The sequence below is a fragment of the Glutamicibacter sp. 2E12 genome (assembly GCF_050030965.1).
Taxonomy (GTDB): domain Bacteria; phylum Actinomycetota; class Actinomycetes; order Actinomycetales; family Micrococcaceae; genus Glutamicibacter.
The window spans coordinates 3,533,450-3,547,632 of record NZ_CP188297.1 but is presented as its reverse complement, the minus strand read 5'-3'; the positions used below and the strand labels follow the sequence as shown (position 1 = coordinate 3,547,632).

At 63.1% G+C, this 14,183-nt stretch carries 14 protein-coding genes; 11 read left to right on the top strand and 3 right to left on the bottom strand.

The window, feature by feature from the left end:
* Positions 1-45: 45 nt before the first annotated feature.
* Entirely contained in the window at positions 46-1,326 is a 1,281-nt protein-coding gene (locus tag ACP3TE_RS16680) for an Nramp family divalent metal transporter (RefSeq protein WP_133833386.1), read from the bottom strand.
* Between the two features lie 242 nt (positions 1,327-1,568).
* On the opposite strand from ACP3TE_RS16680, the gene ACP3TE_RS16675 reads away from it, so the two are divergent.
* The 5 genes from ACP3TE_RS16675 to ACP3TE_RS16655 all read left to right on the top strand — a co-directional run bounded on the left by ACP3TE_RS16675 (position 1,569) and on the right by ACP3TE_RS16655 (position 7,222).
* Positions 1,569-2,237 (top strand): response regulator transcription factor, encoded by a 669-nt coding sequence (locus ACP3TE_RS16675; RefSeq protein ID WP_133833501.1) that lies wholly within the window; start codon positions 1,569-1,571, stop codon positions 2,235-2,237.
* Positions 2,234-3,670, top strand: coding sequence for a sensor histidine kinase (locus ACP3TE_RS16670; RefSeq protein WP_133833385.1), 1,437 nt, complete (start codon positions 2,234-2,236; stop codon positions 3,668-3,670). Before ACP3TE_RS16675 ends, ACP3TE_RS16670 begins: the two co-directional genes overlap by 4 nt.
* A gap of 4 nt (positions 3,671-3,674) precedes the next feature.
* The gene (locus ACP3TE_RS16665) at positions 3,675-4,634 is read left to right on the top strand and encodes a TAXI family TRAP transporter solute-binding subunit (RefSeq protein WP_426734317.1); all 960 of its coding nucleotides are present in this window, start codon (positions 3,675-3,677) and stop codon (positions 4,632-4,634) included.
* 111 nt (positions 4,635-4,745) lie between these two features.
* Complete coding sequence (locus ACP3TE_RS16660; protein ID WP_388022010.1) at positions 4,746-6,035, top strand: M20/M25/M40 family metallo-hydrolase; 1,290 nt, start codon at positions 4,746-4,748, stop codon at positions 6,033-6,035.
* Between the two features lie 47 nt (positions 6,036-6,082).
* Positions 6,083-7,222, top strand: coding sequence for an acyl-CoA dehydrogenase family protein (locus ACP3TE_RS16655; RefSeq protein WP_426734315.1), 1,140 nt, complete (start codon positions 6,083-6,085; stop codon positions 7,220-7,222).
* A gap of 65 nt (positions 7,223-7,287) precedes the next feature.
* Here the strand turns inward: ACP3TE_RS16655 and ACP3TE_RS16650 are convergent, their stop codons facing one another.
* Positions 7,288-7,521: a DUF5703 family protein gene (locus tag ACP3TE_RS16650; protein ID WP_105657828.1), complete on the bottom strand. Its 234-nt coding sequence runs from the start codon at positions 7,519-7,521 to the stop codon at positions 7,288-7,290.
* A gap of 44 nt (positions 7,522-7,565) precedes the next feature.
* Between ACP3TE_RS16650 and ACP3TE_RS16645 the strand changes: the two genes are divergently transcribed.
* From ACP3TE_RS16645 to mshC, 3 genes are all read left to right on the top strand, one after another.
* Entirely contained in the window at positions 7,566-7,775 is a 210-nt protein-coding gene (locus ACP3TE_RS16645; RefSeq protein WP_105657829.1) for a hypothetical protein, read from the top strand.
* Between the two features lie 78 nt (positions 7,776-7,853).
* A complete protein-coding gene (locus ACP3TE_RS16640; RefSeq protein WP_105657830.1) occupies positions 7,854-8,678 on the top strand; it encodes an undecaprenyl-diphosphate phosphatase in 825 nt (274 codons plus the stop codon).
* A gap of 127 nt (positions 8,679-8,805) precedes the next feature.
* Complete coding sequence (gene mshC, locus ACP3TE_RS16635; RefSeq protein ID WP_426734313.1) at positions 8,806-10,068, top strand: cysteine--1-D-myo-inosityl 2-amino-2-deoxy-alpha-D-glucopyranoside ligase; 1,263 nt, start codon at positions 8,806-8,808, stop codon at positions 10,066-10,068.
* A gap of 33 nt (positions 10,069-10,101) precedes the next feature.
* On the opposite strand, the gene ACP3TE_RS16630 is transcribed toward mshC, so the two are convergent.
* Positions 10,102-11,010, bottom strand: a complete 909-nt coding sequence (locus ACP3TE_RS16630) for a PAC2 family protein (protein WP_426734311.1) — start codon at positions 11,008-11,010, stop codon at positions 10,102-10,104.
* Between the two features lie 83 nt (positions 11,011-11,093).
* Here ACP3TE_RS16630 and ACP3TE_RS16625 point away from each other — a divergent pair, with 83 nt between their 5' ends.
* From ACP3TE_RS16625 to ACP3TE_RS16615, 3 genes are read left to right on the top strand one after another with little or no spacing between them, the layout of a single operon-like run.
* The gene (locus ACP3TE_RS16625) at positions 11,094-11,807 is read left to right on the top strand and encodes an HAD family hydrolase (RefSeq protein WP_105657833.1); all 714 of its coding nucleotides are present in this window, start codon (positions 11,094-11,096) and stop codon (positions 11,805-11,807) included.
* Complete coding sequence (locus ACP3TE_RS16620) at positions 11,804-12,931, top strand: site-2 protease family protein (protein ID WP_426734309.1); 1,128 nt, start codon at positions 11,804-11,806, stop codon at positions 12,929-12,931. The genes ACP3TE_RS16625 and ACP3TE_RS16620 overlap by 4 nt, the downstream gene beginning before the upstream one ends.
* 42 nt (positions 12,932-12,973) lie before the next feature.
* Complete coding sequence (locus ACP3TE_RS16615) at positions 12,974-14,035, top strand: tRNA (adenine-N1)-methyltransferase (RefSeq protein WP_426734307.1); 1,062 nt, start codon at positions 12,974-12,976, stop codon at positions 14,033-14,035.
* Positions 14,036-14,183 lie beyond the last annotated feature (148 nt).

The window sequence follows — 14,183 nt, the reverse complement described above, 5'->3', positions numbered from 1 at the left end:
GCAATTCATTGCATGCCACCATGGCTTTTGCCTAGCGAAAGGCCATCAGCTCCAGAGCGGTGCCAGTGACTTGTACAGCTGCTGTACGCCCAAGACGATGAACAGCGCAGCGGTAATCGCCAGTGCGGTGTTGGTATGCCAGCGGTTGGCCCATGCCTTGGGGATGCGCTTGCCGTTGAGCAGGCCCAGGAGGGTGACTGCCAGGAATGGCATGAACAGCGCACCGAGGACGCCATAGGCCAGAATCAGGGCAATTGGCTTGTCCAGCAGGAACAGCACCATTGGCGGGAAGGTCAGCCACAGGACATAGAACTTGAAGTACTTGCCGCCGGTCAGGGTATCCGGGTGGTTTGCCGGCTTCTTGCGCATATGGCCCCAGAAGTCGGCGAACATCAGGGAAACGCCGTTCCATACGCCGATGATCGACGAGAAGGACGCGGCCCAGAAACCAATGAGGAAGCCGTTGCCTACGACATCGCCGTATTCGGCCTTCAGCACGTCGCCCAGTTCCAGCAGGCCCTTGTCGCCACCGGAGATGCTCACGCCGGCGGCGCGAACAACTTCCGCGCCAACGATCAGCATGGCCAGCACGAAGATGCCGGTCATGACGTAAGCCATGGAGTTGTCGATGCGCATGACCCGCATCCACTTAGGGGTGTACCAGCCTTTTTCGCGCAGCCAGTAGCCGTAAGCGGCCAAGGTGATGGTACCGCCGACGCCGCCAGCCAACGCCAGGGTGTAGACCACGCCGCCTTCTGGGATCATCGGGATCAGGCCCTTGAGCATTTCCGGAATATTGGGCACAGCGATGAAAGCCAAGCCCACCACGGTTACGAACATGATGCCCACCAGTACAGCGGTGATCTTCTCGAAGAAGCTGTACTTTCCGAACCAGACCATCACGAAGCCCAGCAGGCCCATGATTACTGCCCAGATTTTCAGATCCACTGCCGGCATCAAGGCTGCCAGCGGCAATGCAGCGGAACTCATCGCTGTAGCGCCGTAAACGAAGCCCCAGATGATGATGTAGGGACCGAAATACCAAGTGGTCCACTTGCCCAGGGTCTTCCAACCCTCGAAAATGGTTTTGCCAGTTGCCAGGGTGTAGCGGCCGGCGCCTTCAACCAGAACAATCTTCAGGATCACGCCGACAATCACTGCCCAGAGCAGCGCATAGCCGTACTGGCTGCCGGCTACTAGTGTGGCAACCATGTCGGCGGCGCCAACGCCGGTCGCCGCAACGACCAGTCCCGGGCCAATGACTTTCCAGCGCGGCGGGCCGCCACCGTCTAGGTCGGCGCGTTGCGCCTGGATGTTTTCGCTCATTTGATTTTCCTTTTGCCACAGTGCGATGCCGCCGCGGAGTCGCATCGGCAGTGACGCGGACCACGGGGGTGTGAGATCGTATTCAATCTTGGTAGTGATCTTTCTTACTGGCAAACTCACAGTCAAGTACTAACACTTTCTTAGGAATGCAGTGACCTGGAGAACACTGCGTGCCCCGATTGGTAGAATTGAGCAGTTACCCATGGGCGCCGAGCCCGGATCTGAACGTCGAGGATGATGCCGTGCAGCTGTTGATCGTCGAAGACGACCACGCCGTCGCTCGCGCCCTGATCGATGCTGTGAGTGCCGCAGGCCATCAGGCCGAGCATGTCAGCCGCGGTGCTGACGCGCTCTTGAAGCACCACAATGCACAGATGATCCTGCTGGATCTGGGCCTGCCGGATATGGATGGACTGGAAGTCCTGCGCAAACTGCGCCAAATCAGTGAAGTCCCCGTGGTCATCCTCTCGGCGCGCAATGACGAGCGGAGCGTTGTCCGGGGACTGCGCCAGGGTGCCGACGATTTCCTGGTCAAGCCCATCGGGCTGGCGGTTCTTCTCGCACGCATCGATGCGGTGGCCCGCCGCGCCAAGGTCCAATCCAATGACAACGGCGGTGTGCTCATCGCCGGCGGATTGCGTGTGGACACCGGGAAGCACGAAGCAATTCTGAATGGACGGCACCTCCAGCTGACCGCCAAGGAATTCGAGCTGCTGGCATTGCTGGCCCAGCATGACGGAGCGGTGGTTACCAGGGAGCAGATTCTTGACCGCTTGTGGGGCGACGCGTTCGTGGCGGTGTCGCGCTCCTTGGATGTGCACCTCACCGGTTTGCGCTCCAAGCTTGCTGCGCCCGGGATGATCGTGAACGTCCGCGGAGTCGGCTACCGGCTAGAGACGCCAAACCCGTGAGGCTGCGCGTACTGGGCATCTTGGGCACGGCGCTGCTTGCAATCGTCGCCATCGTCAGCGCGATGCTGTTGCAGAGCGTCAGCCGTGATGCCACCGCTGAAGTCCAGCTGAACCGGTTATCGGCATTGAACCGCTTTGTCCAGCTTGCCGCCCATGCTGATCTGGCAAATGACATGTCGCTGCTCCAGCTGGAGATGGACACCTATAGCGACCTCTATGGCGAAGGGCTGCTGATCAATCTGGGCCAGCGGCAACTGGTCTCGGGCAGTATCGATCCTGCGGATCCCGAGGTCGCTGGCACCGTGCGCGATTCAGAGCTGAATCTGGGACTGGTCCAGATCCCGCCGATCGATCCTCTCTCGGATGCCACCGCCTTGCTCTCGCAGCCGTTCGGCAATTCCGCCCAAGTGCTCGGCTCTGTCACGATGCAAGTGAACTTGGAAACTGCACGCGCCAAGGTGCTGGAAAAGTCCAGCCTGCTGTGGCTTGTCGTCATTTCCATTGGCGCTGGACTCCTGCTCTTGGCCGACCGCCTGACCTTCTGGGTGCTCCGTCCGGTGCACCAGCTCAATGATGCCGTCAATGACATTGCGCGGCATCAGGCACCGGTTCTCCTCGAAGAGCAAGGCCCACCGGAACTGCGCCGGCTATCGCGGTCGCTGGGCAGCATGGCCCGAACTATGGCCGAGAGCCTGAAGCAGCAGCAGGAGTTCATTGCTGAAACTTCCCATCAGCTCCGGAACCCCGTTGCCGCCTTGCGGTTGCGCGTGGATCTTTTGAAGATGCGCATGGGCGACCAAGCGGATCCCGTCGGAGTGCACGCGGTGGAAAACGAACTGCATCGGGTGGAAACCTTGCTGGACGGCGTCATGCGCTTGGCCAGCGCCGAGCATCGGCTAGCCGAGCAAAATGCGGGGGAGTCCTTGCCCGAGACAGCCGTGCACGGCCAACAAGTCGACGTCGGGCAAATGCTCGCCGAGGAAGTCGAACGCCAATCCGAGGTTGCCCGGCAACGGGGAAACCAGCTGGTGCTCGATGGCAGTGCCACCTCGGGGCCGACCGCCATGGTGTGGTGCAACGGATTCGATTTGCAGCAGATGCTCGCAGAACTACTGGAAAACGCCTTCAAGTACGCCCCTGGCAGCAAGATCGTCCTGGGCCTGCGGCTCGATCCGGGAACTGCCAGCATCCAAATACAGGATCACGGAGCCGGAATGAACACTGCTGAACTCGCGAATGCAGGCGAGCGGTTCTGGCGTGCAGAACGTGTGCGGCACAGTCCGGGAACAGGTTTGGGACTGGCTATCGTGGATCGCTTGGCGCGCGCGAATGCCGGTGAGCTCACGCTTGAATCGGCTCCGGGCGAAGGGCTCAAAGCAACGATCAGCCTGCCCCTGCATGGCGGCAAGCCCGAGGTGCCCGATGAATCCTGAGCCCATGCCGTCGCGGCGGAACTTGCTTCGATATCTCCTGGCAGCCCCAGTCGCCGCCGGACTGCCAGCGCTGAGTTCCTGCAGCTCGTTGCCCGCTGCGCATCGATTGGATATCGCCTCCGGTGAAGACGGGGGCATGTACTTCCAATTTGCCTCCTTGCTCTCCAACGCCTTGGTGGACCACGGCGTCGCCGAGCATTCCGCAGCCCTCAATACCCAGGCCAGCGCCCAGAATCTGGCGATGCTCGCAGAAAACAAGGCCGGGCTGGCTCTTGCCCTGGCCGATACGGTGGACCAGTACCGGAAGGACAGTGCTCCACAAGCGCAGCCGCTGGCCCTGGGCCGCGTCTACCAGAACTATTTCCATTGCATCATCCGCACAGCAGCCGGGATTAGCTCGCTGCAGGATCTGGCAGGACGCACCATCGGCACCGGCGCGCCAGGGTCAGGTACGTGGGTGACCGGCCAGCGCATATTGCGGGCAGCGAAGCTGAAGAATAGCGGGATCGCGCCCAAGGAGCTGCAGTACGGGTACGTGGCAGGGCTGGAGGCGCTGGGCAAGGGAAGCATTGACGCGTTGTTCCTTTTCGGCGGCCTGCCGGTTGCTTCGCTGAGCCGGCTCGCTTCAACCATGGACTTGGGCCTGCTCGATGTTTCAGCGGTGCTGCCGCAGCTGCGCGAGCAGTACCCGGATCTCTACGACGGGGTAGTCATCCCGGAGGGAACCTACCGCGGAATCAAGTCCGTGGAGACGATCGGGGTTGGCAACCTGTTGATGGCGCGCGCGGACATGCCCGAGGAGCTGGCCGGAGCCGTCGTCAAGCTCCTGGTCGCCCATGCCGATCAGCTGGTGCCAGAATCCAGTGCCGGCATCCAGTTCTTGACCCCCGAAACCTTGGTCAGCACCGGAGGCCAGCCCCTGCACCCGGGCGCGAGGAAGGCCTACCAGGAACTTCACGGCTAGAAATTGCGCACGTGCGCACACGACGGTGAGGGCTTTGCCCACTAGTGTGTATTGCAAAGCACTGCTACGAGAGGATCATTGGCGATGTCCACTGCTGGCGACATTCCACTCATGGAAAATGAAGCCGTAGAGATCTGCAGGAAACTGATTCAGATCGACACGACGAACTATGGAGGCAACAAGGGCGCGGGGGAGCTTGAAGCCGCCCGCTATGTCGCTGGGCTGCTCGAGGACGTCGGCCTGGATACCAAGATCTATGAATCCGCTCCCGGGCGGGCCAACGTGGTCACCCGCATCCCGGGGGCCGATCCGTCATTGCCGGCCCTGGTCGTGCACGGCCACCTGGATGTCGTGCCGGCCATCGCCGAAGACTGGAGCGTGGATCCTTTCGGGGCCCGGATCATCGATGGGATGATCTGGGGACGCGGAGCGGTGGACATGAAGAACATGGACGCGATGATTATCGCCGCCATCCGGCACCTGCAACGCGAGAACATCACCCCGCGGCGCGATCTGGTCATCGCCTTCTTCGCCGATGAGGAAGCTGGCGGGGACTATGGCTCCGGCTGGATGGTGCAGAACCATCCCGAACTCTTCGCCGGGGCGGCCGAGGCCATTAGCGAAGTCGGCGGGTTCTCGGTCGAAATCAACGGCCGCCGGGCCTACATGCTGCAGACTGCGGAAAAGGGCATCGCCTGGCTGAAGCTGGAATCCAAGGGCATGGCCGGCCATGGCTCGCAGCTCAACACCGATAATGCAGTCACCCATCTGGCAGGAGCCGTCCATCGCATCGGGGAGCATCAATGGCCGCTGTCCTACACCAAAACCACCCGCGCATTGCTTGAGCAGGTGGCCGAGCTGTCCGGACTGGACTTCGATGAAGCCGATCCCGCCCCGCTGCTCTCGGCCATGGGCAATGTCTCGCGCTTCGTCGGGGCTACCTTGCAGAACACCGCGAATCCCTCCGCCCTGGAGGCAGGCTACAAGCACAACGTCATTCCCGGGCAGGCCCAAGCGCTGATCGACTGCCGCACCCTGCCCGAGCAGCACGAAGCCACCTTGCAGACCCTGCGTGAACTGGCCGGGGAACACGTCGAGCTGTCCATGGTGCATGAGCAGGAATCCCTGGAGGTGCCCTTCGCCGGTGCGCTGGTGGATTCCATGATCGCGTCGTTGCTGGCTGAAGACCCGGATGCCGTGGTTCTGCCCTATATGCTCTCTGGCGGAACCGATAACAAATGGCTGGCCAAACTGGGGATCACCGGCTACGGATTCGCGCCGCTGCAACTTCCTGCCGAGCTGGATTTCACCGGAATGTTCCATGGCGTCGATGAACGCGTGCCGGTGGACTCCATCAAGTTCGGCGTGCGGGTGCTGCAAAACCTCTTGCAGGAATACTAGAACCAGCGTTGGCCCAGCCAGCACAACAGAATCCAGGAGCAGAATCCTTGACCATCGAATCCATACTGAGCGACGAGCTGCTTGAGCGTTTCCGGGACCGGGCCGCCGGCTACGACGAGTCGAACTCGTTCGCCATCGAAGACTTCAACGAACTGGTTGAACTGGGCTACCTCAAGGCACTGGTGCCGGCAGAGCGCGGGGGACTGGGGTGGAACTTCGAGACCTTGGCCCTGGCCCAGCGCCGCCTGGCCACCGCGGCACCCGGCACGGCCCTGGCGATCAACATGCACCAGGTATGGGCAGGCGTCTCGTATTTGCTGCAGGCCCGCGGGGACCGGCGCCTGGATATGGTGGCCGATTGGATTGCCGAGGGCGAAGTGATGGCGTTCGGGATTTCGGAGCCCGGCAACGACGCAGTGCTCTTCGACTCGAAAACCAGGGCGAGAACCGCTGCCGATGGCTCGGTGGAGTTCAATGGCGTGAAGATCTTCACCTCGCTGGCACCGGCGTTCACCCGATTGGGGGTGTTCGGCAAGGATGAGGAATCCGGGGAACTGGTTCACGGCTTCGTCGCCAGGGGCGAGGGCGTGCATTCCCTGAACGACTGGAACACCCTGGGCATGCGGGCCAGCCAGTCGCACACCACGAAGCTGGAAAATGCGGTGGCCCCGCGCGAATGGGTGCATAGCCGGCTGCCGGCCGGTCCTAACCAGGACCCGCTGGTCTTCGGCATCTTCGCATCCTTCCTGCCCCTGACCGCAAGCGTCTACGTGGGCATCGCAGATCGTGCGGTGACCCTGGCCCAGGAGGCCCTGGGCCAGCGGGTGCACCAGGACGGGACCCGGTATGCGCAGGATGTGCGTGCCCGCGGGCTCTTGGCCGAAGCGGCGATGCGCCTGCTGGCCCTGGATGCCCTGCAACGCTCGGTGGCCGGTGACCTGGAGGCGAAGGCGGATCACCAGGGCGCGTGGTTCCCCAAGCTGGTGACGCTGCGCACCTTGGCCGGGGACACTGCACGGGAGAACATCCAGGTGGCCGGACAGCTGCTGGGCGGTGGCGGATATTTCCGGGGATCGGAGTTCGAACGGCTCTACCGCGACGTGCAGGCCAGCTGGTACCACCCGTCCAATGCCGCCTCGGCAGCCAATACCGTGGCCTCGTGGCTGGTAGGCCCGCTCGATAGCTGAGGCAAGGACCCGCGATTGCCGTGAGGGCCAATCGCGGGCATGGAGCCATGTGCCCAGTTGCCGGTTCAGGGAGCCAGGGTGCTGCGAATGCGCATCACCCGGCGGCGCAGCCAGTATTTTTGGGCGCCGCCTTCATAGCGGCAGGTGCGCATGAGCTCCCATTTGCCGTTATCGGCGTGCTCCCGCAGGGCGGCGCGGGCGACATGTTTTGGTTCGCCCGGGAAAGAAGTTATGACCAGGTATTCAAAGCGCTGGTCATCGGGATGATGCAGCGGTGGCTTAATTCTTTCTTCGAGCATCCTGCCCCCTATCTAAAGAACGCCGTGCGTTGTAGCCTCATGCTATGAGTACTGAACCGAGTTTTGCACTGCAAGCATTTATTGCACGCCTGGAGCAGCACCTGGCAATTGTGTCGCAGAGCCGCGGTGCTGGCGAGGCATCCGTCGACGCGGCTTTTGGCGCGCTGGCCGATGCCTTCGAAGACTATGAAGACGCCCTCTACGATCAGTATTCCGAGTTATTGCCCTTCACCATACCCTCGGATGATGCGTGAGTACGACCACGGAGTGAATTTTTCCTATTCCGTGTTTCTGAGTCCGGATAGTCGCAATCGGTGAAGTAATGTCGAGGGGTGAATTGGTTTGAAGCAGCTTTCCTAGGATTGATCCAGGGCCTGACCGAGTTCCTCCCGATCTCGTCCTCAGCCCACTTGCGTATCGTTGGCGAACTCCTGCCCAACGCCCAAGACCCCGGAGCGGCATTTACCGCCATTACCCAGCTGGGTACCGAAACCGCAGTGATCGTCTTCTTCTGGCGTGACATCGTGCGGATCATCGGCGCCTGGTGCAAGGCACTGGCCGGCAAGATCCCGCATTCGGATCCGGATGCCAAGATGGGCTGGCTGATCATTATCGGCTCCCTGCCGATCGCGATCCTGGGCCTGCTGCTGGAAGACTACATCGATACGAACTTCCGTTCGCTGTGGATTGTTGCGACCACACTGGTGGTCTTCGGCCTGATCCTGGCCATCGCCGACCACTACGGCAAGCAGCAGCGCACCTTGGACAAGCTGACCGTCAAGCACGGCATCTTCTACGGTTTCGCCCAGGCCATGGCCTTGATTCCGGGCGTCTCGCGTTCGGGCGGCACCATCACCGCGGGTTTGCTCATGGGGTACACCCGTGAAGCCGCAGCCCGCTACTCGTTCCTGCTGGCGATCCCGGCGGTGTTCGCCTCGGGCCTGTACAAGCTGGTCAAGTCCTTCGACGAACCAGGTGTCTACACCCTGGCGCAGACCGGTGTCGCTACCGTCGTGGCCTTCGTCGTCGGCTTCCTGATTGTGGGCTGGTTCCTGAAGTTCGTTTCCACCCACTCCTACCGCTTCTTCGTCTGGTACCGCATCCTGCTGGGCCTGGCGCTGTTCGTCGCTCTGGGATTGGGCTGGATGGCCGCCTGATCCAGGTTTTCCAAGATGTCCGTGGACTGCTTCACGGGCATCTTGCAGTTAACGGGAATAAACCTCGCCTTGCTTCACTTGGAGTTAAAGGAAGAAATACGTCGCATCTGCGAAAGGATGTCCATAAGTGCACGCGTGGAATAACCCTGAGGTACCTCAGGTGGCTGGTTCAGCACCAACACTGGAACTTTTCAATACCGCCACCGGAGCCCGACAGGCCACTGCGCCAGCGGATGAAGCTATTGCGCCGGCCAGCATGTACGTTTGCGGTATCACCCCCTATGACGCCACCCATATGGGCCACGCCGCCACATATGTCACCTTCGACCTGGTGCAGCGCACCTGGCGCGATGCCGGTCGCACCGTGGCCTACACCCAGAACATCACCGACGTGGACGACCCGCTGCTCAAGCGCGCCGCAGCAACCAACGTCGACTGGCGCGAACTGGCCGAGTCGCAGATCCAGCTCTTCCGCGACGACATGGAAGCCCTGAACGTCATTCCGCCGCAGAACTACATCGGCGCGGTGGAATCCATCCACTGGCTGGTCCCGGTCGTCGAGCAGCTGCTCGATGCGGATCTGGCCTACCGTGTGCCGGCTGGTGCCGATGGGGTGGAAGGCGACGTGTACTTCGACACCCTGGCCGCCCAGAACGATGCCTGGAAACTGGGCGCCGTTTCGAACTACGACCGCGAGACCATGCTCGGCTTCTTCGCCGAACGCGGCGGGGATCCGGATCGTGCCGGCAAGCGCGATGCGCTGGACCCGCTGCTGTGGCGTGCCGCCCGCGAGGGCGAGCCGTCATGGGATGGCGGCAAGCTCGGTTCCGGCCGCCCGGGCTGGCACATCGAATGCTCGGTGATTGCCCGCAAGACCCTGCCGGCCCCCTTCACTGTCCAGGGTGGCGGCTCGGACCTGATCTTCCCGCACCACGAATTCTCCGCGGCCCACGCAGCTGCTGGCGATAACGCGGAACTCGCGCAGACCTACGTGCACACCGGCATGGTGGGCCTGGACGGCGAAAAGATGAGCAAGTCCCTGGGCAACCTGGTGCTGGTTTCCAAACTGCGCGAAGCCGGCGTCGAGCCGGTAGCGATCCGCGCCGTACTGCTCTCCCAGCACTACCGCAGCGACTGGTTCTGGACCGAGCAATTGCTGGCCGCAGCCCAGCAGCGGGTGGCTGCCTGGCGCCAGGCCTTGGCCACCACCAGCACCGAGGACGCAGCCAAGGTAGTGGAAAGCATCCGCAAGCACATGGCCGATGACATCGATGCGCCCTCCGCGCTGGAGGCACTCGACCGGTGGGCGGCGCAGCCGGCCGGCTCGAATGGCGACGGCGCCGAAGCGTTGCGCCACGGCATCGACGCGCTGCTGGGGCTCAAGCTCTAGGCAGCACCGCGCCAAGCATCCCGGGGTCCGGCTTCAGATATCGAAGTCGGACCCCGGGCTGTCTTTGCGGTACTTTCCCCGGCGGCGCAGATAGCGCTCGAATTCCCGGGCAATGGACTCGCCGCTGGCCTCGGGAAGCTCGCTGGTGTCCGTTGCCTGCTCCAGCTGTTCAACGTACTTGGCCACATCCGGATCCGCTGCCGCGAGCTCATCGACCCCATGCTTCCAGGCCAGCGCATCCTCGCGCAGTTTCTGGTCCGGCACGGAGACCGGGATGACTTCCTCCAGCAGCTCGATGATGGCCAGTTGCACCCGCGGGCTGGGGGACTGCGCAACATAGTGGGAGAGCTGCGCCCACAGCGACAGGCTCGGGATCCCGTACCGTTCGAACTCCACGCCGAGCACCGAGGGGATTCCGGTGGGCCCCTCGTAGGTGGAGGCGCTGATCCTCAGGTGCTCCTGGAATCGCGGATCGTCGCTGGCCAGCGAGGTCGGCACCGGCCGGGTATGCGGCACATCGGCCAGCAAGGCGCCCAGGGTGAGCACGGCATGGGCATTGTGTGATTGGGCCACCTTGATGATCCGCGAGCAGAAGGTCTGCCATTTGAATGTCGGCTCGACACCCAGCACCACCAGCAGGTCGGCGGCCGCCTGGGGCAAATGGATCTTGAAGATCTCGGTGCACGGCCAGTCCACTACGCGCCCGGTCCCGGTGCGCCGGGTCTTGGGCCGGGTGAACTGGTAGTCGTAGAAATCGTCCTCGCCCACGGTGGCCAAATGCTCATGGGCGTTGGACTCGAGCAGCAGGCGGACGGCGTCCGTGGCCGCCGAACCGGCGTCGTTCCACCCCTCGAAGGCAGCCAAGACGATGGTGGGGCGAATCTCATGCTGGGTCTTGGCAATATAGCTATTCAGCGTCGGGGCGTGGTATTCCTCGTTCATTGAAGACTCCTTGGCAGCACTCGATGCTCTCGGCGTGGCTCGCCGAAGCGGCTTAGCCCCACTCTTCCATCTAGAATGGACTCATGCCAAGCACCAGTTTTGACTTTGCCGCCGGAACCGAGCCCGCAACCCCGCAAGCTGTCCTGTGGGATATGGACGGTACGCTGATCGACACCGAACCCTATTGGCTGGCTGCCGAAGCTGAGCTGGTGGCTTCCCATGGCGGCTCGTGGAGCCATGAACAAGGCCTGGCCCTGGTCGGCAACGCCTTGCCAGATGGCGCCCGGGCCCTGCAGCAGGCCGGGGTCAAGCTGGAGATCCGCGAGATCATCGACTGGCTCTCTGCCCGGGTGGTTGCCGGCATCCGCCGCGAGATACCCTGGCGGCCAGGAGCCCGCGAATTGCTCGCGGCGTGCAAGCAGGCAGGCATCCCGCAGGCCCTGGTGACCATGTCCGAGCGCAGCATCGTCGATGAACTGATGCTCAGCATCCCCGAAGGCACCTTCCAGGCCAGCGTTACCGGTGAAGAGGTCGCCAACGGCAAGCCGCACCCGGAACCTTATCTGGCTGGACTGCAGCTGCTTGGCCAGTGCACCGGGAAAGAACTGGAAGCAGCCAGGTGCATTGGTTTCGAGGATTCCGTGCCGGGCATCGCCTCGGCGTCCGCGGCCGGGCTGCATGCGGTGCTGGTCCCCAACGCCACCGACCCGGGCGAAGGCAATTGGCGCCGGATCGACAGCTTGGCATCCGTGGATGTACATGAAATGACTCGATGGTTGGTGCAGGTTAGCGCGTGAGCGACACTCAGGAAAAGTCCCCTGGAATCAAGCTGGGGCGTATCGGCGGCGTCCCGGTCTACCTCTCCAGCTCGTGGTTCATCATCACCGCGGTCATCACCTTCAGCGTTGGCATCCAGCTTTCGCGCGGCGGAATCATCCCGCCGCTGAACGCCTACCTGATGGGCCTGGCCTGCGCGGTGGCTATTGCCGTGGCCGTGCTGATCCATGAGGTCGCGCACGCGATGACCGCGCGCGCCTTCAAGTGGCCCGATGCGCACATCGTGTTGACGCTGATGGGCGGGCACACCCAGTTCGGTTCCTTCAAGGCCAAGCCCGGCGCCTCGCTCTGGGTGGCACTCTCCGGACCGCTGTCGAACTTCCTGCTGGCCGGACTCGGCTGGCTGGTGATCGAGAACGCGCCCATGGGCGTGTACCCGAACCTGCTGCTGGACTTCTTCGTCTATGCCAACCTGCTGCTCGGCGCCTTCAACGCGCTGCCCGGGCTTCCGCTCGATGGCGGGCGGCTGGTCGAATCGATCGTCTGGAAGGCCACCGGATCCCAGTTCAAGGGCACCATCGCCTCGAGCTGGGTGGGCCGGGCAATCGCCGTGGGCCTGGTCTTCTACTTCGTGATCTATCCTCTGGTACGCGGCGAGCAGCCCCAGATCATCACGGTGGTGGTCGGCATCATGGTGGCGATGTTCATGTGGCAAGCCACCACGCAGCTGATTGCGCACTCCAAGATGATGCTGAACCTGCCCACCGTGATCGCCACCGACTTGATGCGCCCGGCTTCGGCCATGGTTTCGCACGCAACCGTTGCCGACGTGCTCTCCCGCCAGAACGCGCGCGGGGGAGAGATCATCCTGGTCGACCCGAAGGGGATGCCGGTCGGGGTCATCGATGCGCAGGCGCTGTCCCGGGTGGACCCGAACCAGGCGGCCCAGGTTCCGGCCCTGGCCGTGTCCCGTGCCCTGGGCCAGGGCGCGATCGTGGCCGAGGATTCCGATGGCCGCGCATTGATCGACTACCTGGCCAGCGTGGACAGCGCCGAATACGCGGTGATCAGCGCCACCGGGCAGGTGGTGGGCCTGCTGCACCAGCGGCAGATCGTCAACGCCGTCACCGGACGCCGCAAGTAAACTCTATACAGACTGAAAAGCACCAAGAAAAGGATCACATCAGTGAGCGAAGCTAAGAGCCAGGCGCCGCACGGCGCGGCAGCCCGTCGCGGCCCCTTCCGTGTCGGCGACCGCGTGCAGCTGACCGACGAGAAACGCCGGATCAACACCATCACCCTGCAGCACGGTGGAGAGTTCCACACGCACAAGGGCGTGCTGCCGCACGAGGCCATCATCGGCCTGCCCGAAGGCTCGGTCATCGAGAACATCGACGGCTTCCGCTACCAGGCCCTGCGCCCGCTGGCCAAGGATTTCGTGCTCTCCATGCCGCGCGGCGCCACCGTGGTCTACCCGAAGGATGCCGCGCAGATCGTGCAGTTCGGCGACATCTTCCCGGGCGCGCGCGTCGTCGAAGCCGGTGTCGGTTCCGGCGCGCTGTCCATCTCGCTGCTGCGCGCGGTCGGCGATGAGGGCTTCCTGCACTCCTTCGAGCGACGCGAGGAATTCGCCGATATCGCCCGCGGCAACATCTCCACCGTCTTCGGTGGCGAGCACCCGTCGTGGCAGATCTCCATCGGCGACTTCCAGGACAGGGTCGTCGAGCTGGAAGAACCGGGCAGCATCGACCGCGTGGTCCTGGACATGCTCAGCCCCTGGGAGTGCCTGGATGCGGTAGCTACCGTGCTGGCGCCAGGCGGCGTGTGGACCAACTACGTGTCCTCGGTGACCCAGATGTCCCGCGTGGTCGAGGCCATCCGTGCTTCGGGCCAGTTCACCGAGCCAGAGTGCTTCGAAACCCTGGTGCGCGGCTGGCACGTCGACGGCCTGGCCGTCCGCCCGGATCACCGCATGGTCGCGCACACCGCATTCCTGATCACCTGCCGCCGTCTGGCCGATTCCGCCGATGGCATCCCGAAGGCCAAGCGCATCAAGGAGCATTCGTACTCCGATGAGGACCTGAGCGCATGGACGCGCGATCACGCCGACGGCGAGTGGACCCCTGAAGCACTGGGCGAGCGCGGCTTGTCGGATAAGAAGCTGCGCCGGGCCGCCCGCGATGCCAACCAGTCCGTGCGCGTGCGTGCCGCTGAAGAAGACGCCGAAGGCGCTGGCGGCGAAGCCTGAGCTGCAACCATATATTGAGATATTGCGTCTCATTATGTGACATTGGGCCCCGAGTGTTCTGCACTCGGGGCCTTCAGTTCCTAGGATGGAAGCAAGACGGTGCGCCAAGCACCGGAAAAAACCTCATCAGGGCGCACGAACCGCCCCG

Coding starts and splice junctions, on each gene's coding strand:
- ACP3TE_RS16630 (WP_426734311.1), bottom strand. CDS start 11,010: ATGAACGAGGAATACCACGCCCCGACGCTGAATAGCTATATTGCCAAG.
- ACP3TE_RS16645 (WP_105657829.1), top strand. CDS start 7,566: ATGAGTACTGAACCGAGTTTTGCACTGCAAGCATTTATTGCACGCCTG.
- ACP3TE_RS16650 (WP_105657828.1), bottom strand. CDS start 7,521: ATGCTCGAAGAAAGAATTAAGCCACCGCTGCATCATCCCGATGACCAG.
- ACP3TE_RS16665 (WP_426734317.1), top strand. CDS start 3,675: ATGCCGTCGCGGCGGAACTTGCTTCGATATCTCCTGGCAGCCCCAGTC.
- ACP3TE_RS16680 (WP_133833386.1), bottom strand. CDS start 1,326: ATGAGCGAAAACATCCAGGCGCAACGCGCCGACCTAGACGGTGGCGGC.
- ACP3TE_RS16625 (WP_105657833.1), top strand. CDS start 11,094: ATGCCAAGCACCAGTTTTGACTTTGCCGCCGGAACCGAGCCCGCAACC.
- ACP3TE_RS16660 (WP_388022010.1), top strand. CDS start 4,746: ATGGAAAATGAAGCCGTAGAGATCTGCAGGAAACTGATTCAGATCGAC.